17 protein-coding genes are annotated in these 20,897 nt (G+C 60.7%); 4 read left to right on the top strand and 13 right to left on the bottom strand.

From position 1 onward, the window contains the following. The first annotated feature begins 98 nt into the window (after positions 1-98). On the top strand, positions 99-509 hold the full coding sequence (locus JAO82_RS06125) for a hypothetical protein (protein WP_198685477.1): 411 nt from the start codon (positions 99-101) through the stop codon (positions 507-509). 262 nt (positions 510-771) lie between these two features. On the opposite strand, the gene JAO82_RS06115 is transcribed toward JAO82_RS06125, so the two are convergent. The 7 genes from JAO82_RS06115 to JAO82_RS06085 form a co-directional block, all read right to left on the bottom strand. Next, positions 772-1,359 carry a hypothetical protein gene (locus JAO82_RS06115; protein ID WP_198685475.1) on the bottom strand — a complete coding sequence of 196 codons (588 nt, stop codon included), beginning with the start codon at positions 1,357-1,359 and terminating at the stop codon, positions 772-774. Positions 1,360-1,515: 156 nt separating this feature from the next. Next, the gene (locus tag JAO82_RS06110; protein WP_198685474.1) at positions 1,516-2,364 is read right to left on the bottom strand and encodes a hypothetical protein; all 849 of its coding nucleotides are present in this window, start codon (positions 2,362-2,364) and stop codon (positions 1,516-1,518) included. A gap of 133 nt (positions 2,365-2,497) precedes the next feature. Next, positions 2,498-5,221 (bottom strand): methionine synthase, encoded by a 2,724-nt coding sequence (gene metH, locus JAO82_RS06105; protein WP_198685473.1) that lies wholly within the window; start codon positions 5,219-5,221, stop codon positions 2,498-2,500. Continuing rightward, positions 5,214-6,260 carry a homocysteine S-methyltransferase family protein gene (locus JAO82_RS06100; protein ID WP_198685472.1) on the bottom strand — a complete coding sequence of 349 codons (1,047 nt, stop codon included), beginning with the start codon at positions 6,258-6,260 and terminating at the stop codon, positions 5,214-5,216. The genes metH and JAO82_RS06100 overlap by 8 nt, the downstream gene beginning before the upstream one ends. Before the next feature lie 231 nt (positions 6,261-6,491). Next, positions 6,492-7,979 carry a glycerol kinase GlpK gene (glpK, locus tag JAO82_RS06095; RefSeq protein ID WP_198685471.1) on the bottom strand — a complete coding sequence of 496 codons (1,488 nt, stop codon included), beginning with the start codon at positions 7,977-7,979 and terminating at the stop codon, positions 6,492-6,494. An 84-nt stretch (positions 7,980-8,063) separates the two neighbouring features. Then, on the bottom strand, positions 8,064-9,698 hold the full coding sequence (gene glpD, locus JAO82_RS06090; RefSeq protein WP_198685470.1) for a glycerol-3-phosphate dehydrogenase: 1,635 nt from the start codon (positions 9,696-9,698) through the stop codon (positions 8,064-8,066). Between the two features lie 182 nt (positions 9,699-9,880). Further along, the gene (locus JAO82_RS06085; RefSeq protein WP_332872495.1) at positions 9,881-10,822 is read right to left on the bottom strand and encodes an outer membrane protein; all 942 of its coding nucleotides are present in this window, start codon (positions 10,820-10,822) and stop codon (positions 9,881-9,883) included. Positions 10,823-10,850: 28 nt separating this feature from the next. Here JAO82_RS06085 and JAO82_RS06080 point away from each other — a divergent pair, with 28 nt between their 5' ends. Beyond that, on the top strand, positions 10,851-11,837 hold the full coding sequence (locus JAO82_RS06080; protein WP_198685468.1) for a diaminopimelate dehydrogenase: 987 nt from the start codon (positions 10,851-10,853) through the stop codon (positions 11,835-11,837). A gap of 88 nt (positions 11,838-11,925) precedes the next feature. Here the strand turns inward: JAO82_RS06080 and JAO82_RS06075 are convergent, their stop codons facing one another. The 5 genes from JAO82_RS06075 to JAO82_RS06055 form a co-directional block, all read right to left on the bottom strand. Beyond that, complete coding sequence (locus JAO82_RS06075) at positions 11,926-12,297, bottom strand: hypothetical protein (protein ID WP_198685467.1); 372 nt, start codon at positions 12,295-12,297, stop codon at positions 11,926-11,928. Positions 12,298-12,428: 131 nt separating this feature from the next. Beyond that, on the bottom strand, positions 12,429-13,613 hold the full coding sequence (gene argE / locus JAO82_RS06070; RefSeq protein WP_198685466.1) for an acetylornithine deacetylase: 1,185 nt from the start codon (positions 13,611-13,613) through the stop codon (positions 12,429-12,431). Continuing rightward, positions 13,610-15,100 (bottom strand): tripartite tricarboxylate transporter permease, encoded by a 1,491-nt coding sequence (locus JAO82_RS06065; RefSeq protein WP_198685465.1) that lies wholly within the window; start codon positions 15,098-15,100, stop codon positions 13,610-13,612. Before JAO82_RS06065 ends, argE begins: the two co-directional genes overlap by 4 nt. A gap of 12 nt (positions 15,101-15,112) precedes the next feature. After that, positions 15,113-15,619, bottom strand: coding sequence for a tripartite tricarboxylate transporter TctB family protein (locus JAO82_RS06060; protein WP_198685464.1), 507 nt, complete (start codon positions 15,617-15,619; stop codon positions 15,113-15,115). 21 nt (positions 15,620-15,640) lie between these two features. After that, the gene (locus JAO82_RS06055) at positions 15,641-16,609 is read right to left on the bottom strand and encodes a Bug family tripartite tricarboxylate transporter substrate binding protein (protein ID WP_198685463.1); all 969 of its coding nucleotides are present in this window, start codon (positions 16,607-16,609) and stop codon (positions 15,641-15,643) included. A 127-nt stretch (positions 16,610-16,736) separates the two neighbouring features. Between JAO82_RS06055 and JAO82_RS06050 the strand changes: the two genes are divergently transcribed. Continuing rightward, positions 16,737-17,645, top strand: coding sequence for a LysR family transcriptional regulator (locus tag JAO82_RS06050; RefSeq protein ID WP_198685462.1), 909 nt, complete (start codon positions 16,737-16,739; stop codon positions 17,643-17,645). Here JAO82_RS06050 and JAO82_RS06045 read toward each other — a convergent pair. Continuing rightward, positions 17,621-19,768 (bottom strand): heavy metal translocating P-type ATPase, encoded by a 2,148-nt coding sequence (locus tag JAO82_RS06045; protein ID WP_232897261.1) that lies wholly within the window; start codon positions 19,766-19,768, stop codon positions 17,621-17,623. The genes JAO82_RS06050 and JAO82_RS06045 overlap by 25 nt on opposite strands. Before the next feature lie 227 nt (positions 19,769-19,995). On the opposite strand from JAO82_RS06045, the gene panC reads away from it, so the two are divergent. Then, positions 19,996-20,853 (top strand): pantoate--beta-alanine ligase, encoded by an 858-nt coding sequence (gene panC, locus JAO82_RS06040; RefSeq protein ID WP_198685461.1) that lies wholly within the window; start codon positions 19,996-19,998, stop codon positions 20,851-20,853. The last annotated feature ends 44 nt before the right edge of the window (positions 20,854-20,897 follow it).

Raw genomic sequence — 20,897 nt, 5'->3', positions numbered from 1 at the left:
TGCAGGCTTGATGCCAAGCACGGTAAACCGATAGTTCTTCGGCATGACGGTGAAAAAGCCCGGCACAAGCTCGCATGCTCGGAACTATGAGGACGTTGATGGTCGAGACACAAGAAATCGCACGCTCGGACGGGTTCTGTATTACTGGTTACTTTCGAGCGAAAAAACCACGCAGGTTAATTATCACGTTTGGCGATATAAAAAGCAGACTTGCTTCAGAGGGTTTTGGGACACGTTGGGCTCTCGCGACCGGGTATGACACCATCTATGTAGCGCAAAAACGTAAGACACAATATCAGCTTCTATCCCGCGAGACGTTTAAAGCGTCGGTCAAAGACTATCTTGGCGGATATGAAACGATTTGCACATATGGCGCCAGTGTGGGCGGCTATGCGGCATTTTATTTTGGCGGGGCCATAAGGCGCAAAGGTAATCGCGGCCTCGCCACGTTTGTCCAATCACCCGCATTTCATATCTTGACTTTATCAAGACGTGCCTTTTTACCATGAGGAGCTTTTACCGGAACCTTTGCCAAGCCCAGTGCCGACGGTATTTTTTGATCCCTTGATCATGCGCGACAGCAGGTTCTTGTTCCAATATATCGGCCCACGCTATCAAAAGATGCACCTTATCCCGTTGCCCAATGTCGGCCATGAAGTTCTGAAGCCAATATCAAAAAACGGTGAGCTTTCCCGTTTGATGGTAAAAATACTTCGCGGTAAATCAGTGAAGTATAAGATCGATCCTCTCGACCAGTAGTGCCTGCTGTTTCTATCCTTCAAACTGACTGACCGGTCTTGTTTGATGGCGCCGGTCGTCCGCTTCCAGCTGTGCCATGCCGCGTCGGATCGCGCGGTGATCGCCGCGCGCCAACACCCAGCGCCCGACCCGGCGGGCCAGATCCGGGCGGCCCCGGGCCAGCGCGCGGTGGAACAATTCGCGCTGATAGCGGGGAAAGCGGTGGCGGACACGCAGCGCACGGTAGAACTCGGCCGGTGTCAGGTTGCCCGAAAGCGCGCCGAGGATCGTCGGCGTCAGCAGACCCATCTGCGACAGCGACGAACCCAGCCGATGCCCCATCAGCGGGCAGCGCAGCCGGACCACGTTGGGTGCGGCGAAACGTGCGACATGGCCGGTATCCAGCCGCTCATACGGGTCGTAAAGAATTGTGACCCGCCGCGCCGAAGCGCTGGCTTGTGCCGCGTCGCCATAGGGGCCGGAGAAATCCAACCCCCAGGCCGCGCGATAGCGGGTCTCGAACGGGACCAGCACCTTGTCCAGCGTCGATTGCGGGCTGATTGCCACCACATCGGCCCCTGGCCAGGCGGCGCTGAAGGCCGCCGCTGCATAGCCGCCCATGGACGCGCCGGTCGATATCCACCGGCAGGATCGTGCAACTATGCCGCTGCCACGCTGCCAGCGCGAGGTCTTCGGCCAAACCCCCAAGCTCGGCGAAGGTTGTGGGCTTCCCGCCGATGCAATCAAGCATCGCCTGCGCGTTGGGCATGGTGATGGTCATGCGGGTGTTGCGGCCCCGATGCGGTCTGGCAGCGGGTTCTTCGTCGGGTCGATTCCGTGTTTCTTCAGCAACTGGCCGATCAGGCTGCGGGGGCGGGGAATGCCGCCGAAGCGTTCCGAAAGGCGTGGTCGCATCCGGCGGCCATAGAAATGGATCGAAAATGTCTCGTCGGTGATCATCTCGCTTAGATCCGCGCCCGGACGAGTCATCAGACCCCGCTTCTTATATGGGATCGGATAAAGTGCAATCTGCGGCAACGCATGTGCGATTTCGCCGGTTTTCTTTAAGTAATGCGTCAGCGCCTGCGGCCCCCAGATGCCCCACGGCATGTCCCCTGCCGAAACCGGCTTGCCCGCATCTTTCGCGGCCTCGTATTCAGCGATGGTCTCGGGCGGTAGCCATTCGGGGATGTTGTACTCGTCCGAGGTGAGCTCAATCAACGCGCGCAACGTCGCGCTGTCATTAGGCAGGCCCAGCACTCCGCCATTTACTTCGTCGGTTTTCTCGTATCCGTGGAAATGTCCGGTTGAGGTCGTGAACGGCTTGCAGCAATAGGCGTCGGTATCGGCCCAGATCGTGTTGTCCAGTTTTGCAAGTAAACGATAGCGAAACAGGTCGGAAAATAATGCCGGGCTGCCGGTGCGTCCGTGCCGAACGATATTGGGGTTGGGCAGAATGTCGTTGCCGTCGCGCAGTTCCACCCCATCAGGAACGTTGCCCACGCCCTCGTAAGTGTAAAGCACCGTATGCTGGCCGGCATCGACAAAGGATTTCAGGCACAGTTCCTCCAGAAAGGACAGGCGGCCCCCAATCCACAATGCGGCAACTTGATAATCCGGAGTCATGGCGCATCTCAAAGTAAGCTCGCGTAAAACTGCGCGATCCGGGGGCGGAACTCAACCCCCGGTCGTAGCAGTCTTGCGATCAGAACTCCTGCGCCAACGAACGCGGAATATCGCGGCAAGGCGCGGGCCGGCGCTATTCGGCAGCGAGCGCCGGGCGGGCGGCAGGCACATAGTTCAGGATCGGGGCCAACCAGCGCTCGGCCTCTTCCGGCTCCATGCCCTTGCGCTCGGCGTAATCCGCCACCTGATCGCGCTCGACCTTCCCGACGCCGAAATAATAGCTCTCGGGATGGCCAATATAGAGCCCCGAGACCGAACTGCCGGGCCACATGGCCATGCTCTCGGTCAGTGTCACACCGGTGTGGGCCTCGGCGTCCAGCAATCCAAAAAGTGTGGTCTTTTCGGTGTGGTCGGGTTGCGCCGGATAGCCCGGGGCAGGGCGGATGCCGTTGTATTTCTCGGCGATCAACTCCTCCAGCGTATGGTTCTCATCGGGCGAAGTGCCCCAATATTCGCGCCGCACCCGCTCGTGCAGCATTTCCGCCATGGATTCGGCCATGCGGTCGGCCAGCGATTTGACAAGGATCGCGGAATAATCGTCATTTTTCTGTTCGAAACGCTTGGCAATCTCGGCTTCTTCGGGTCCGGCGGTGACGACGAAGCCGCCCACCCAGTCCTCTGCCGTGCCCTCGGGCGCGACGAAATCCGACAATGCCAGATTCGGACGCGGGGCGCGTTTCGTGGTCTGTTGGCGCAGGGTGTGCAGGGTCGCCAGTTCCGAACTGCGGCTTGCGTCAGTATAAAGGCGAATATCGTCGCCCACCGTATTGGCCCGCCAGAACCCGACGACGGCGCGCGGGCTGAACCACTTTTCAGAAACGATCTGGTTCAGCAGCTTCTTTGCATCCGCAAACAGGGTGCGCGCGGCCTCGCCCTGTTTTTCGTCATCAAGGATCTTGGGATAGATCCCCTTCAACTCCCAAGTGCGGAAGAACGGGGTCCAATCAATGTGATCCGCGATATCGCGCAGATCCCAGTCCTCAATAACACGGACACCGTCGAATTGCGGCTGCACCGGAGCGTATGCCGACCAGTCCAGTTGCATCGCGTTCTTGCGCGCATCGACCAGCGGCATGCGTTTTTTGGCCGCTTCGCCGCGCGCGTGTTTCTCCGCCACCTCAAGGTATTCAGCGCGGATTTCGGCGACAAACTCGGGCTTTTGTTCGTCGCTGAGCAGGCTGGACACCACGCCGACGGCGCGGCTGGCATCGTTCACATGCACCGTCGCACCACGATTGTAGCCGGGCGAGATCTTGACCGCCGTATGCACCTTGGACGTGGTCGCGCCTCCGATCAACAGCGGAATGTCAAAGCCTTCCCGCTCAAGCTCATTGGCCATGTTCACCATCTCGTCCAGCGACGGCGTGATCAGGCCCGACAGGCCGATCGCATCGACATTTTCGGCCCGTGCAGTTTCGATGATCTTCTGCGGCGGTACCATGACGCCCAGATCAATAATTTCGTAATTGTTGCACGCCAGCACGACGCCGACGATGTTCTTGCCGATATCGTGCACATCGCCCTTGACGGTGGCCATCAGGATCTTGCCTGCACTGTTACTGGACTCAACACCTGACAGGCGCTTTTCCTCTTCCATATAAGGCAAAAGCAGCGCCACAGCCTGTTTCATCACACGGGCCGATTTCACCACCTGCGGCAGGAACATCTTGCCGGCACCGAACAGGTCGCCGACGACGTTCATGCCGGCCATCAGCGGGCCTTCGATCACGTCAAGCGGACGGGCGGCATTTTGCCGGGCTTCTTCGGTGTCGTCGTCAATGAATTCAGTGATGCCATTGACCATCGCGTGTTCGATCCGCTTTTCGACCGGCCAATCGCGCCACTTGAGATCGCGCACCTTTTCCTCGCGCTTGCCGTCGCCACGGAACCGTTCGGCCAGATCCAGCAGGCGCTCGGTGGCGTCTTCGCGCCGGTTCAGGACCACGTCTTCACAGGCTTCGCGCAGCTCTGGGTCGATCTGGTCATAGACCGCCAATTGCCCGGCATTGACGATGCCCATATCCATGCCAGCCTGAATCGCGTGATAGAGGAACACGGCATGCATTGCCTCGCGCACCGGTTCGTTGCCACGGAAACTGAACGACAGGTTCGACACACCGCCTGAAACATGGGCATGCGGAAGATTCTGCCGAATCCAGCGCGTCGCTTCGATAAAATCGACGCCGTAATTATTATGTTCCTCGATGCCGGTGGCGACGGCAAAGACATTCGGATCGAAAATGATGTCTTCGGGCGGGAAACCGACCTCTTCGGTCAGAATTTTGTAGGCCCGCGCGCAGATTTCGATCTTGCGCGCGCTGGTATCGGCCTGACCCTTTTCGTCAAAGGCCATGACCACCACGGCGGCGCCATAGGCCAGACATAGTGACGCGTGTTCGCGAAACTCGTCCTCGCCTTCCTTCATCGAGATCGAGTTGACGATGGGCTTGCCCTGAACGCATTGCAGCCCGGCCTCGATCACGTCCCATTTGGAAGAGTCGAGCATCACCGGTACGCGGGCGATATCGGGCTCGGCCGCGAGCAGGTTCAGGAATTCGACCATCACCGCTTTTGAATCGATCAGGCCTTCGTCCATGTTGATGTCGATGATCTGCGCGCCGTTCTCGACCTGATCGCGCGCGACCTCCAGGGCGGCGGCGTATTCGCGATTGGTGATCAGTTTGCGAAACCGCGCCGAGCCGGTGACGTTGGTGCGCTCACCGACGTTAACAAAGGGGATTTCCGGCGTCAGGACAAAGGGCTCAAGGCCCGACAGGCGCAATTGGCGATCAGTCATGGCTGGGAACCTTTCTTGGAGAATGAGGGGCGATGGCCTCGGCAACCGCCTGTATGTGCTCGGGCGTGGTGCCGCAGCAGCCGCCGACCATGTTAACCAGGCCGGTAGAGGCGAACTCGCCCAGTTGTGCAGCGGTTTCCTCGGGTCCTTCGTCATAGTGGCCAAAGGCGTTGGGCAGGCCCGCATTGGGATAGGCGCAGACCAGCGTATCCGCCACCGCGCCAATTTCCGCGACATGCGGGCGCATCGCCGAAGCCCCCAGCGCGCAGTTCAGCCCGATGGTGAAGGGGCGCGCATGGCGCACCGAATGCCAGAAAGCGGTCGGCGTCTGCCCCGACAAAGTGCGCCCCGAGGCATCGGTGATCGTGCCCGAAATCATCACCGGCAAACGCTGGCCGATCTCGGCGAAGACCTCGAAACAGGCAAAGATTGCGGCCTTGGCGTTCAGCGTGTCAAAGATCGTTTCGATCAGGATCAGGTCAACCCCGCCCGCGATCAGCGCCCTGATTTGCTGGCCATAAGCAATGCGCAGATCATCAAAGGTGACGGCGCGATAACCGGGGTTGTTCACATCGGGGCTGAGCGAGGCGGTGCGGGCGGTCGGGCCCACGGCCCCGGCCACATAGCGCGGACGTCCGTCAATTTCGGTTGCCCGGTCCAGCGCGCGGCGGGCAACGCGGGCGGCCTGTTCGTTCAGGTCGTGAACGGCAGCTTGAAGCCCGTAATCGGCCTGCGCGATCGTGGTCGAGGAAAACGTATTGGTTTCCACGATATCCGCGCCCGCCATGGCGAAATCGAAATGAATCTTCTCGATGGCTTCGGGCTGGGTCAAGGACAGCAGATCGTTATTACCCTTTTGCGGAAGGTCCGTAGGGTGCGCGCAGGGCGTGCCCGTGCCAGTCCCCGCATAATCTTCTTCGCTCATCGCGAGTGCCTGGATCATCGTGCCCATAGCGCCGTCAAGCAACAGGATACGCTGGCGCGCCTGCTCATGCAGAGCGGCGAAAACGTCGGATTGGGGCAGTCTGAAGGTTTTCATGGCTCGCTACCTTTATTGGGCTGGAGCCTCAGGCCTAGCGGAGCGGCGAATTATTGGCAAATTCATAATCCGCGACAAGTTTATGAATCTTGTTCAGGTAGCTTTTTAGGCGTCACGTGCCCGCGCCCGAATCCCTCACGGTTGAATAGTCAACATATTCCTCAGGCCCCGTCGCATATCCCTTTTGTGATTGGGCCGCTGACGGTAACGCGCAGCAAGCCCCGTTCCCGGTCAATATTCCAGCGTAGATTTCACCGCGCGTTTCCAAGCCGTGTATTTCTTGGCACGGGTGTCGCGATCCATCCGGGGGGTGAATTGATGGTCAAGCGCCCAGGAGCGCGCGAAGTCCTCTTGCTGCGGATAGAATCCGGCTTGCATCCCGGCCAGCCATGCTGCCCCCAGCGCAGTCGTTTCCAGAATGCGAGGACGGTCCACCGGCGCGCCGATGATGTCGGAGAGGAATTGCATGGTCCAATCCGAGGCGCTCATCCCGCCGTCGACGCGCAACACCGGCGCATCGGCCGTGTCCGCCCAATCTGCCCGCATCGCTTCCAGCAGATCACGGGTCTGGTAGCCGACGCTTTCCAGCGCCGCGCGGGCAAGCTCGTTGGGGCCGGTATTGCGCGACAGGCCAAAGATCGCGCCGCGGCAATCGGCGTTCCAATAGGGCGCGCCAAGACCGGTAAAGGCGGGCACCAGCATCACCGGCTGATCGGGGTCGGATTGCGCGGCCATTTCATGGGTCTGCGCCGCATCGCGGATCAAGCCCAGCCCGTCACGCAACCATTGCACGACCGAACCAGCGACAAAAATCGACCCTTCCAGCGCATAGGTCGGTGTGCCGTTCAACTGATAGGCGATGGTGGTCAGAAGGCGGTTCTGTGACTGCACCGGCGTTGTTCCGGTGTTCAGCAGCGCGAAGCAGCCCGTGCCATAGGTTGATTTCAGCATTCCCGGCGTGAAACAGGCCTGCCCGATGGTCGCCGCCTGCTGATCGCCCGCAACCCCCAAGATCGGGATTTCGCGCCCGAACAGATCGGCCCGCGTCTGGCCAAAGTCAGCGGCGCTGTCGCGCACATCGGGCAGCATTTCGGTAGGAATGTCGAGAAGGTCGCAGATTGTTTGGCTCCAGCGCCCCTTGTGGATGTCATATAGCATGGTGCGTGCCGCATTGGTGGCGTCGGTGGCATGGACCTTTCCCCCGGTCAGCTTCCAGATCAGGAAACTGTCCACGGTGCCAAACAGCAATTCACCTCGCCGCGCCCGCTCGCGCGTACCCTCGATGTTGTCGAGAATCCATTTCACCTTGGTCGCCGAGAAATACGGGTCGATCAGCAATCCGGTGCGGCGCGCAATCATATCGGAATGGCCCGCAGCGCGCAGATCACGGCATAATTCGGCGGTGCGTCGGTCTTGCCAGACGATGGCATTATACACGGGCCGGCCGGTGCTGCGGTCCCAAATGAGCGAGGTTTCGCGCTGGTTGGTGATCCCGATTGCCACAATGTCGCGGGCATCTATCCCGGCGCGTTCGATCACTTTCCGGCAGCTGCCAGCGGTCTTGGTCCACAGATCGTCAGGATCATGTTCGACCCAGCCCGAGCGCGGGAAATGTTGCGGGAACTCTTCTTGCGAGGTGGCGACAACCTGAAATGCCGCGTCAAACAGCAACGCGCGGGTCGAGGTGGTGCCTTGATCGATGGCAAGGATGTATTTCATTGGCGGCCTGAATGTTCTGGCGATAACCGGAAGGATGGCATTGTCCAGAGTAGCAATTCAAGGTGCCGGTTTTCGCATCGCTCTTTAACCGCGCGGCGAAGCTTTTTCTTCCGGATATTGCTCTGGCGGCGTCGTCGCCAAAATTTCGTTCCGGTGCTGGTCGATCCAGTCCTCCAGCAGTTGCGCTTCCTCGGCACTAAGGCGCAGCCCCAGTTTGCTGCGCCGCCATAGAATATCATCAGCTTCATGGGCAAACTCGTGGCGGATCAGCCAGATGACTTCGCGCTCGCTGAGCCCCGCGCCGAAATTGCGGCCCAGATCGGATGGCTGGCGTGCATCCCCCAGCATCACCCGCGCGTCGGTGCCATAGGCACGCACCAGACGGCGTGCCTCATGCGCGGCGAGAAACGGATAGGTGCTCCGGATCGCGGTCACCAGATCATCGACCCCGTTAACCGCGAAATCGCCCCCCGGCAACGGCGCAAGGGCGGTCCATTTGCCTTTTCCTGCGGGCAAATGCGGGGCAAGTCGGTCCAGCGCGGTTTCCGCCAGACGGCGATAGGTAGTGATCTTGCCGCCGAACACATTCAACACGGGGGCACCCCCTTGGGCATTCAGTTTCAGCGTATAATCGCGGGTTGCCGCCGTGGCCGAAGTCGCGCCCTCATCATGCAGCGGCCGCACGCCGGAATAGGTCCATACGATGTCATCGCGGGTTACACGGTCCCTGAAGTATTGATTGGCAAAATCTAGCAGATAGTCGCGTTCCTCTGGGGTGCAAACCGGTTTCACATCGATATTGTCATGTTCGGCATCAGTGGTGCCGATCAGGGTGAAATCAGTTTCATAGGGGATGGCAAAAATGATCCGCCCGTCGCTGCCTTGAAGGAAATAGCATTTGTCGTGATCATAAAGACGCCGCGTGACGATGTGGCTGCCGCGCACCAGCCGTACGCTTTCGCTTGTATCGACACCAATCCGGTCATGGATGATTTCGCCAACCCACGGCCCGCCGGCGTTAACCAGAGCACGTGCGCGGATCACGCGGCTTTCGCCATTTGGACCGGTTATTGTGACCCGCCAGCAATCTGGCCTGCGCTCGGCCTTGGTGACTTTCGTCCGGGTCAAGATTTGTGCCCCGCGCTGGGCCGCGTCGCGGGCATTCAGCACCACAAGGCGCGAATCCTCGACCCAGCAATCGGAATATTCATAGGCGTATACGAAGTGGTGCTTTAACGGCGCCCCTTCCGGCGCGTGGCGCAGATCCAGCGTTGTGGTGGCGGGCAGGATGTGCCGTCCTCCCAGATGGTCGTAGAAAAATAGTCCCAACCGGATCAGCCAAGCGGGCCGGCGCCCGCGCAACCACGGCATGACCACATTCAGCAGTTTCGATGTCGGGGTGTCGGAATCGAACCGCATTGCCGTGTGATAGGGCAATACAAACCGCATCGGCCACGCGATGTGGGGCATTGCGCGCAGCAGGATTTCGCGCTCGATCAATGCCTCGCGGACGAGGTGGAACTCGAAATATTCAAGATAGCGCAGCCCGCCGTGAAACAGTTTGGTCGAAGCCGAGGAGGTGGCCGATGCCAGATCGTGCATTTCCGCCAGCACGACGCAATGGCCACGCCCGGCCGCGTCGCGGGCAATGCCGCAGCCATTGACGCCACCACCGATGACGAACAGATCGTGGATCTCCGAAGGCTCTATCCGGGCCATTCGCCTCTCCTGCTGATTCAGATCTAGGGCAAAATCGGATGAAGGGGAACGCGCGGTAAAGGGTTTTCTTTGGTTTTCGGTATGTTGGTCTGACAGCGCCCGGCGACGTTATGCGCCATGGCAGCCATCACCGTTGCCGCCGGCGCAAAGCGAAACTGTTTGAGAAAAGCAGCTGCGCCGCCTCAAAAATGATAGTTCAGGCCCACCAGAATGGTCGAGAAATCACCTTTGCCTTCGAACCTGTTCTTCGCGTCAGCTATTCCGAATTCCAAAGTGCCAAGGTCAATGTAGTTCGCTTCGCCATAGACGCTAAACCGGTCGCTGAATTTATGCTCGATGCCAAGGCCGACAGTATAGCCGTGCGCCTGTGAGCTACCTTGTTGCGCACTGTTTCTGACGCCACCCTCGATTTGTGCCGAGGCAAACCCTGCAGTGCCGTAAATCAGCGTGCTTGGCGCGACCAGCCCGCCGTAGCGCCCGCGCAGCGTGAACAGGGAGTCGATCGACACATTGCAATCTCCCTCTTGGCAGGGCCAATTTCCGGGTGTGCCTCTTGGTGTACTACCGTCGATTCCCGAACTGAGCGACACATCAAAGCCGAAAACTTGACCGCCATTCTGCCAGTTATGGCCAATCCGCATACCGGCGAGGGCATCATCAACATCCACAACCTGCCCTAGACTGCCCAAACCCTGCTGCCGGTAACTTCCGTCGCCATAGCCGACGAAAACCCCCGCAAAGGGACCGCTCCAATCGGCAGCAGTGGCAGGGGGGGTGACGACTGCCGTCGCGACAGGTTCTGTCAGCGACCCAGCGGTGGCAAAACCCGCGACCATCGAAAAAACAATGGGCAGGGCGAGGGCAATCTTGCGTGATGACATGGTAAACGGCCTTGTTATCAAAACACTGTACAAAACGATCCTGTATTTGTTGCCACGAAGACCTCTCACCGGCAAGTTCTCGCCGGTGAATTTTGGTTTCTGTAATAAAATTGTCCAAGCGTCAGTGCCGGTCCGCCTCTGGTCAAACGCAGGCTCCTCGTTGACGCCGCCCTTGACCGATAAGTCAGATTTGTTATGCGTCCGCCAGAAATCACAAACAGTTGGACTAGGGTAAATTTCCACGTCCGGCCATGGAACGGATGAGGCTCCAATGAACGAAAATATTCGTATCGCCATCGCGGGACACGGCAATTTGGGCCGCGGGGTCGAGGCGGCCATCGGCAATAACCCCGACATGCGCCTTGTCGGGGTCTATTCCCGCCGTGCGCCCGATCAGATCAAGCCGCGACATGCCGAAACCCCCGTATACGCGATGGAGCAGCTGCCCGAAGATACCGACAAGATTGATGTGCTGATCCTCTGTGGCGGTTCAAAAGAAGATCTGCCGCGACAGGGGCCGGAACTTGCCGCCTTGTTCAACACCGTCGACAGTTTCGACACCCATGCGCGCATTCCTGAATATTTCGCCGAGGTAGATCCGGTGGCCCGCGCCAACAACCGCACGGCACTTGTCGCGACCGGTTGGGATCCGGGCCTATTCTCGCTTAATCGCGCGCTGGGCGAGGCGCTCTTGCCCGATGGGGCAACCTATACGTTCTGGGGCGACGGGCTGAGCCAAGGCCATTCAGATGCGCTGCGGCGTGTAGCGGGGGTTGCCGGCGCGGTGCAATATACCCGTCCGGCGCAGGAGGCGATTTCACAGGTGCTGGCGGGCGAACGCCCTGAGCTTACCGCGCAAAAGATGCACAAGCGCGAATGTTTCGTGGTTCTGGAAGACGGTGCAGATGCAGAAGAGGTGCGCACCGCCATCGTTACCATGCCGCATTATTTTGATGGCTACGACACCACAGTCAACTTTATCAGCGCTGAAGAGCTTGCTCGAGACCACCAAGCGATGGTGCATGGTGGTTTTGTCATCCGCAGCGGCAATACATCGCCCGACACCACGCAGGTCATGGAATATGGTTTGAAACTGGGCAGCAATCCGGAATTTACCGCGAGCGTCCTTGTCGCCTGTGCCCGTGCCGTGCACCGCATGAACGCGCTGGGGCAGGTGGGCGCAAAAACTATTTATGATGTGCCTCTGGGTCTGCTTTCGCGCCGCAGTCCCGAAGAATTGCGCGCTCAGCTTCTCTAGGCATCCAATCGCTGCGAAAAGGAACTGACCGGCAGAACTGGCATATGGATTGGCAGCAGGCGGGATGGTCCGCCCGCTACCGGTTGGGTCAGCTTGCCGGCAGATGGTCAGCGACCAGTGCCTGATCATTGCCTGCACAGGCGGCGATCACTGCTTCAATTTCCGCGTCGTTCTCCGACATGTCGGTACCGGTACCGGCGGATAGGTCGGTGTCAGCAGTTGCTGATATGTCACCGGCACCCACATCGATGTCTGCGGAAGCATTCATATCGCTGTCGGCCTGTGCATGCTTGATCTCATCCAGTGACGAGCGTTGCTCTTCGCTGCTCATCGCGGTGAAGTCGGCACAAGTCACAGTGCTCGTATCGATCATGGTTTTCATATCACTCTCGGCGAGAGTCATCGTGCCCATTGCACCGATCAAGCTGGCGATACCAAGCGTGTAAGCGAGATGTTTCATTGTTTCCTCCAAGTTTTATGCGACGCTTCTTGCGTCACGGCAGCCCACCAACGGCTTGTCTGCGAAGAAGTTCCCGCAGCCGTCGGCAGCACGCGCCAAACTGGCGGATTGTCGCCTGAAAAGATGAAAAATCAGCGGTTTATTGCGAATTCGGTGACCTGATCGAGAAAGTACAGGCAGGCGTCAAGCTGGGAAATCTCGATAAATTCATCGGCCTTGTGGGCCTGCTTTATCGAGCCGGGGCCAATGATGACCGAAGGCACCCCGCCGATCACCTCGAACACGCCACCTTCAGAGCCGAAGGACACCTTGCCGCCCCATTCGGGCAGGATATGGCGCAAGGCCTCGAAGCCGGGCGTGCGGGTGGCGTCGCCCATGGCGGGATAGGCAAAGACTTCTTCCCATTCGATCCCGGCCTCGTCGCTAATCGCTCGCATTTCCGGCAGAAACTGGGCTTCGACCTCGGAAAGCAATGTATCAAGGTCAGGGCGGGCGCGGCTTTCGTCGATGCTGCGCAACTCGAAGGTGAAACTGCAGCGGTCTGGCGTCACGTTGGTGGCGATGCCGCCCTCTATGGTCGTTGCCAGCATGGTGGCGTGCGGCACGGTGAAATCGGGATCGAACGGGCCGTGTTCGACATAGGTGCGGCCCCGGTCCTGAATCATTGCGATGATCCGCGCGGCATATTCCAGCGCATTGACGTGGCTTGGGGCAAAGGACGAATGCCCTGCCGTGCCGCGCACATGGGCGCGCATGGCAATCTTGCCCTTTTGCCCGGTGATCAGTTTCATTTCCGACGGCTCACCGATGATTGCCAGCATGGGCGGCACGTCCAAAGCGGCCAGATGCCGCGCGATGGCAGGTGCGCCAAGGCAGCCGACTTCTTCGTCATAGGAGAAGCACAGGTAAAGTGGGCGCTCTAGTGTTGCGCTGGAAAAACCGGGGGCGGCAGCCATCACACAGGCGGCGAAGCCCTTCATGTCGCAGCTTCCGCGCCCGTAAAGCCGCCCGTCGCGCTCGTCCATCTCAAAGGGTGGTGTCGTCCAGTTGGCACCGCCCGCAGGGACCACATCTGTATGGCCCGACAGCACCAGGCCGGGTTTGCCCTCGGGGCCGAAACGGGCGATCAGATTGGCCTTGTCGCCGGTTTCGTCGGGAAGGATGGTGATGTGGGCGCCCAGCCCGGCAAAATAGTCGGCCATGTGGTCGATAATGGCGCGGTTGGGCAGCGCGCTGGTGGTGTCGAAACCAATCAGCCGGCCAAGATGGGTCTTTGCAATATCCAGATTTTCATGGGTCATTATCGTATCTTTCATGCTCGATCCGCCTTGCGCTGTCTGGCTTTCGCGACCTCGCGGCGGAACGTGATGCCGATCACGAAGAGGATCAGCGCGGCGAAAATCCATGTGATGGGAGAGGACAAGAACACCGACGCATCCCCGCGCGAGATCGCCAGCGCCCGGCGCATGTTCTCTTCGATCATCGGGCCGAGGATGAAGGCGATCAGGAACGGCGCTGCCGGAATATCGAGCAGGAACATGGCAAAACCCAACACCCCTAATGCCAGCAATACCGTGACATCGAACATGCTGTTCGAGATCGAATAAATTCCAAACAGACACAGCAGCAGCACCACCGAGGTGAGCAGCGTCGGCGGGATTTCGGCGACATAGGAAAACGCCCGCATGGTGATCTTGCCCGCTCCGAACAGCAAGACCGAGGACACCATCATGCCGATGAACAGCATATAGATCTCGTGCATATTGGTCTGGAACAGCAGCGGCCCCGGTGTCAGCCCCTGAATCATGAAGGCACCCAGCATCACGCCAGTGATCACGTCGCCCGGTACGCCAAGCGCCAGCAGCGGGATCATCGTCGCACCGCAGGCGCCGTTATTGGCAGATTCCGAAGCTGCGATACCCTCAAGTTCGCCCTTGCCGAAATTGGCCGGGGTTTTCGATGTGCGCTGGGCCTCGCCATAGGAAAAGAACGCCGCCGAGGCCGGGCCGATGCCGGGGATCGCGCCCAGAACCACGCCGATAGTGCTGCCGCGCAGGATTGATTTGAGCGAAGCGCGAATTTCCCGCCCGCTGACCCGGTTGTCGCCCAGCTTCATCGGTTCGGTTTTCGGTGGGTTGCGGAACACGATCAGCTTGATCAGTTCAGGCAGCGCGAACAGTCCGATCAGCACCGGAGCCACCGCCAGACCGGCCTGCATCTCGTTGGTCATGGCAAAGCGGAACGAGCCATACATATCCTCGCCCACGGTCGCCAGCAGCAGCCCCAGACAGGCCGAAACAAGCCCCAGCAGGAGCGAATTGCCAGATACGCCCGCGACTGTGGTCAGGGCGAATACCATCAGCATGAAATATTCCGGCGGCCCGACTCGCAGCGCCAGAATTGCCAGCGGCGCCGCCAGAAAGATCAGCGAGATGTTGGAAAAGAAATCCCCGATCACCGAGGAATAGAGCGCCATGTTCAGCGCCTTGCCCGCCTTGCCTTGTCGCGCCAACGGATAGCCGTCCAACGCCGTGCAGGCCGCCGAGGCGGTGCCGGGTGTCTTGATCAGGATCGCCGAGACCGACCCGCCATAGGTCGAGCCCTTGTAAAGCGCGACCAGCAATAGGATGCTGGGCACCGGCTGCATGTAAAAGGTAAATGGCAGCGCCAGAGTTACCGCCATGGTGCCGGTCATGCCCGGAATCGCGCCGATCACCACGCCGCCCCAGATCCCGGCGGCCATGATCAGGAAATTCTCGATGGTGGCGACGGCCTGAAGCGCCAGCAAAATGTCGTTCAGCATCGCGGATCGTCCTCAGAAGCCAAGCAGTGCCGAAAACGGCCCCTTGGGAAATTGTGTGCCAAGCGCCGAGTTGAAGAACAACGCTAGAACGATGGGCAGCGCCACCGCCACGATGGTGCCCCAGACCAGCCGCTGGCGCTCGCCAGTCAATAAAATTGCAGCAGCGGTCAGCAGAATTGCCGCCAAAACAAAGCCGATCCGCGGCACCAGCATGATGAACAGCCCAAAGGCCAGCACGACAAGGGCGAAACGGCCGATCAGCACGGGCAAGCCGACAGGCTCGGCCGGTTGTTTCTCGGGGTTGGGAGCAGGGCGCGCGACCGGACCGGCCCATGCCAGCACCGCCACGATCAATCCCAGCACGATACCGGCAATCGACACCGTGCGCGGCCACATGTCAGGCGGCGGCGCAAAGCCGGGGATAAAGGCGGGGCGCGGCACATGGACCGGGATCAGCACGAACAGCACGAATCCAAACAGGACCGAGATCAGAACTCCGCGCAGGATACCGCTCCACATGGCCGCGCCTCTTTTAACTGCTTACTGGATATAGCCGAATTTTTGCGCCAGCCCATGAAACAGCTCGTATTGCTGTTTGGCGTATTCGGCCATGTTCTTTTGGCCGACGGTCGAGATCGAGCCGCGCCGTTCGGCCAAGGTCAGCCAAGTCTCGTTATCGGCCACCTTCGCAAGCACTTCTTCCCATTTGGCGGTGACATCTTCGGGCAAGTTTTTGGGACCGTAGAGCGCGCTCCAGCCAGTGATCTGGCCGGCCTGTTCATATCCCAGCTCCGCTGCGGTCGGCACCTCGGGCAGCTTGTCCATGCGCTGCGGTGCAAAGACCATCAGCGGGGTCATGTCGCCGCTTTCGATATGCGGCATCAGCGATCCGGCGGAAATCGCCAGAAAATCCACATGTCCGCCCAACAGCGCCGTGGCCAGTGCGCCGCCGCCCTTATAGGGAACCAGCGTCGCCGCGGTCAGCGGGTCCATCCCGGAATCGGACAGCAGTGCTTGCACCGTGAACCCGTCAATCGCCGTGGCGCCGGACGCGGCATAGGTCATCGTGCCTTCGTTCTGCTCGATGGCCGCTACCAGATCACCGACACTGTCATATGGGGCACCGGCTTTGACCGCGAGGATCATCGGCGATGCCTCAAGCTCGCCCAGAAAGGTATAGGCGTCCCAATCCACTGTCGATTGCGGGTTGACCGCCGGGGTCAGCGCCATGCCGACACGTGCCAACAGCAATGTATAGCCGTCTGGCTCGGCATTCGAGACGAACGCCGCGCCAGTCATACCGCCGGCGCCGGGTTTGTTCAGCACAGTGACCGGCTGGCCGATATGTTCGCGCGCGGTTTCCGCTAATGCGCGGCCCGCCAGATCAGACGCTCCGCCGGGGCCGTAAGGCACCACCAACGTGATTGCTTGATCCGGATAGTTCTGCGCTTGTGCCGTGCCCGCAGCCAGCATGGCTGCGGCGGCGAGGCCTGTCAAAATGCGTCTCATCACTCTCTCCCTTGCGGCAGCCTTGCGGGCTGTACGGTTTTCGCATCCCGCGACGTTTTCACAGTATTCAAAAATTGACAATCTTTCTCTCTAGCATTCATAAAACGCATACTGAGAGGGGTGGCTTATGAAATTGCGTGAACTTGAGGCCTTTGATGCCTTCATGCGTCATGGCGGCACACAAAAGGCCGCCGATGCGATGGGGGTTGGTCAACCGCTGGTCAGCCGTCTGCTGAGCGCGCTAGAGCGGCAAGCCGGGTTCGCGCTGTTTCAGCGCAAGCGCAACCGGTTGGTGCCGACCGCCGAGGCGGTTCTGTTCCACGACAGCGTCGCGGCCACGCTGGATCAGTTGCGCGGGCTAGAACAGGAAGCCCGCGACATTGCCAATCTCCAGCGCGGCAATATTGTCGTGGCCGCGCAGCCGATCTTTTGCGACACTTTCCTGCTGGACGCGGTGGCCACGTTCAAACGCGCCCATCCGCAAGTCGGCATTCGCATCATCGATGTGGGGCGCGAGGATCTACTGGCGATGATGGCCGAGCATCGCTGCCATCTGGGTCTTGGCATCACCCTAGACACTGTCGGTAGCGGCGCCGACGTCACGCCGCTTGCCCATTGCGAGGCGCGCTGCATCATGCGCGCCGATCATCCGCTGAACACGCCGGGCCCAATTCCCCTGCCGCGGCTGCGCAACGAACCTTTCGTCGAACTGGCTCCGGGCAGCCCGCTGCGCACAAGGGTGGACAGCCTGATGCAATCGATTGGCATTCAGCGCACAATCGCCGCCGAGATGCGCCATCTGCGGGGCGTTTGCGGTCTGGTTGCGCGCGGCACTGGCATCGCGCTGATCGACCCGATTGCCGAATTGCTGCTGGATGGCACAGATGTGGTATCGAAACCGCTGATCCCCTCGATCGGTTGGGAAATCGCGTTGTTCACTTCGCGCAACCGCGCCCCCGCAGCTGTTGTCGCGGCCTTTGCCGATACCTTGCGCGCCGAAATCGAGACGCTTCAGGCGCGCGGGCTGGTGTCCTGAATCATCCGCTGTGGGCGGAACAGCAATAACCGCAGCGCATTGGCGGTCACCAGCACGGTCGCACCGGTATCGGCCAGAATCGCGATCCAGAGGCCGGTAATGCCCAGCACCGTGGTCACCAGAAACACTGCCTTGAGCCCCAGCGCGATGGTCATGTTTTGGTGGATATTGGCTATGGTCGCACGGGCCAGCGCGATCAGACCGGCCACATCGCTGACCCGGTTGCGCAGGATCGCGGCGTCGGCGGTTTCCAGCGCCACATCGGTGCCCGACCCCATCGCCACGCCAACCTGTGCAGTGGCCAGAGCGGGTGCGTCATTGATCCCGTCGCCCACCATCATCACCTGCCGCCCGCTTGCCAGCTCACGGATCGCAGCCACCTTGTCCTCGGGCAGTAATTCAGCACGGTGGTCGAGGCCCAGCTCATCGGCCAGCGCCGACGCCGTGCGGGGGTTGTCCCCGGTCAACATGAGCGCAGCGATTCCCTTGCCGCGCAACTGTCGCATCGCCGCCGCCGCGTCCGCGCGTAATTCGTCGCGCAGCGCGATCAGGCCAAGGGGTGTGTCCCCGCGGGCCACGACGACGACGGTCTTGCCCTCCTCTTCCAACGCGGCGGCGCTTGTGGTGGCCGTTGCGTTCATGGCGCCGATTTCCTTGGCCAGCCGGGGCGAGCCGACAGTCACGGTCGCGCCCTCGATCACCGCCTCGGCCCCCTTGCCGGGTATGGCGCGCGCAGCGGTGGCGGCGGGGCCGAGGACGCCGTCAGCTTCGGCGCGGATACGAATTGCTTGCCCGAGTGGATGGCTTGCGCCGCGCTCAACAGCGGCGGCGAGGGCCAGCAGGTCGGTTTCGCTGCCCGAAAGCGGGATCACATCGGTCACGACGGGCCGCCCGTGGGTCAGGGTACCGGTCTTATCGAACGCTACATGGGTGGTGCGTGCCGCCGCCTCGATCACCGCGCCGCCCTTCATCAGCAGACCGTGGCGCGAACCCGCCGACAGGGCCGAAGCAATTGACGCTGGCACCGAGATCACCATCGCGCAGGGGCAGCCGATCAGCAGCAATGCCAGCGCGCGATAGATCCAGTCGCCCCAGCCCAGCCCGAATGCCAGCGGCGGCACTAGCGCCACCAACAGCGCCATACCGACCACGGCGGGCATGTAGATACGGCTGAACCGGTCGATGAAACGTTCGGTGGGTGCGCGGGCGCTTTCGGCCTCTTCGACCAGTCTTATGATCCGCGCGATCGTGTTATCCGCGGCCTCGCGGCTTACCTGCACCCGCAGCGCCGCCTCGGTATTGATTGATCCGGCGAACACACCGGCTCCGGGCTCCTTGAGGGCCGGCACGCTTTCGCCAGTGACCGGGCTCTCATCAACGCCCGAAACTCCCTCGATCACGGTGCCATCGGCGGGCAGCCGGTCGCCGGGGCGCACCAGCACCACGTGACCGATGCGCAGGCGCTCGGCGGCGACCTCGCGGATCTCGGCCCCGTCTTCAAGCAGCGCGGTCCGGGGCACCAGTGCAGCTAGCGCGCGAATACCGTCGCGGGCCTTATCGGTGGCCAGCCCTTCCAGCATCTCGCCCACGGCAAACAGGAACACAACGAAAGCAGCCTCTTCTGCGGCACCGATCACCAGCGCGCCGATGGCGGCGATACTCATCAGCATTTCGATGGTGAAGGGCATGCCCGCGCGCGTCATCGCGACCGCCCGCCGCGCCACCGGGGTGACGCCGATCAGCGTGGCAAGGATAAAGGCCCAATGCGCCACCACCGGCGGCAGGGTCAGATGTGCCACAAAAGCCGCGATCAAAAGCGCGCCAGTGCCAAGCACCAGCCGTCCCTTGCCGGTCTTATACCAGCGCCGGGCGGGCGCGACCGTCGGGTTTTCGGGCGCTTTGGATTCGATCCCGAATCCCAGTGCCCGCACTGCCCCGACCACCGCGTCGGGCGAGGTCTGGTGCGGGTCCAGATCCAGTCTTAGCCGCTCAGCCATCAGCGCGACGTCCACCTCGGCCACGCCGGGCAGCCGTTCCACCGCGCCGCGCACTTTGGCGGCGCAGCCCCCACAGTCCATGCCGGTGACCCGCCATTCAAGAGTTGCCAGAGATTGTTTGTTCATCGCAATCACCTCGGAGATTGCCCAGATCGCACGGGTATTCTGATCCTAGCGGGTGCAGCCATGCTTTTGCAAACGGTTCGCAAAACCAGTAATTTCCGGCTTGCCTCTTATATGTGGCGTTGTCGGTGCGTGGTTGCAACGCCGGACCTTAGGCCTTATCTGCCTGCCGCAGCGTCCTTCAAGGCCAATTCAACCCGGATCACGACCGCTGCCTAAGGAACCCAGACATGAAAATCATCCGTCACAAAGCCGAGCTGCGGGCGCAGACACGCAATTGGCGCGCGGCTGGCGAAACCATCGGTGTGGTGCCGACCATGGGCGCGTTGCACCAAGGCCATCTTGGCCTGGTATCCGCTGCATGTGCGCGCGCTGACCGGGTGATTGTCACGCTGTTTGTGAACCCCAGACAGTTCAACAATCCCGAAGACCTTGAAAAATATCCGCAAACCGAAGGTGCCGACGTCGAAAAACTGGCGCCGTTCGAGATTGACGTGCTGTATATACCCGAGCCCGGCCAGGTTTACCCACAGGGCTTTGCCACCACTGTCTCGGTGTCCGGCGTCAGCGAGGGCCTGTGTGGCGCTGATCGCCCCGGCCATTTCGACGGGGTGGCAACGGTGGTGACCAAACTGCTGCTGCAGACCGATGCCGATTTTGCATTTTTCGGGGAAAAGGACTTCCAGCAGCTTCAGGTGGTGCGCCGGCTGGTCGCGGATCTTGATATCAACACTCAGATCATCGGCTGTCCGACCATCCGCGAAGCCTCGGGGCTGGCGCTGTCGTCGCGCAATGTGCGGCTGGGGCAGGCGGCGCAAAAGATCGCGCCGCTGATAAGTGCCACCCTATCCGACGCGGCCAAGGCGCTTGCCGCCGGCCAGCCGGTCGCGGCGGTATTGAACCATGCGCGGCAATCGCTGCGCGATGGCGGTATTTCGTCGATTGATTATCTTGAGTTTCGCCGCGAGAGCGATTTTGCCCCGATTGCCGACAGCGCGACATCCGGGCGTCTGCTGGTGGCAGTCTGGCTGGATGGCGTGCGGCTGATCGACAATATCCGGGTGGATATCAACACAGAGGCGACCTAAGGTACCCATAACTTCACGCCCCTACCCCGCGCAGCCTGACCCAA

The sequence above is a fragment of the Pontibaca salina genome (assembly GCF_016307205.1).
Classification (GTDB): domain Bacteria; phylum Pseudomonadota; class Alphaproteobacteria; order Rhodobacterales; family Rhodobacteraceae; genus Pontibaca; species Pontibaca salina.
This window is presented reverse-complemented; position numbering and strand designations above follow the sequence as displayed.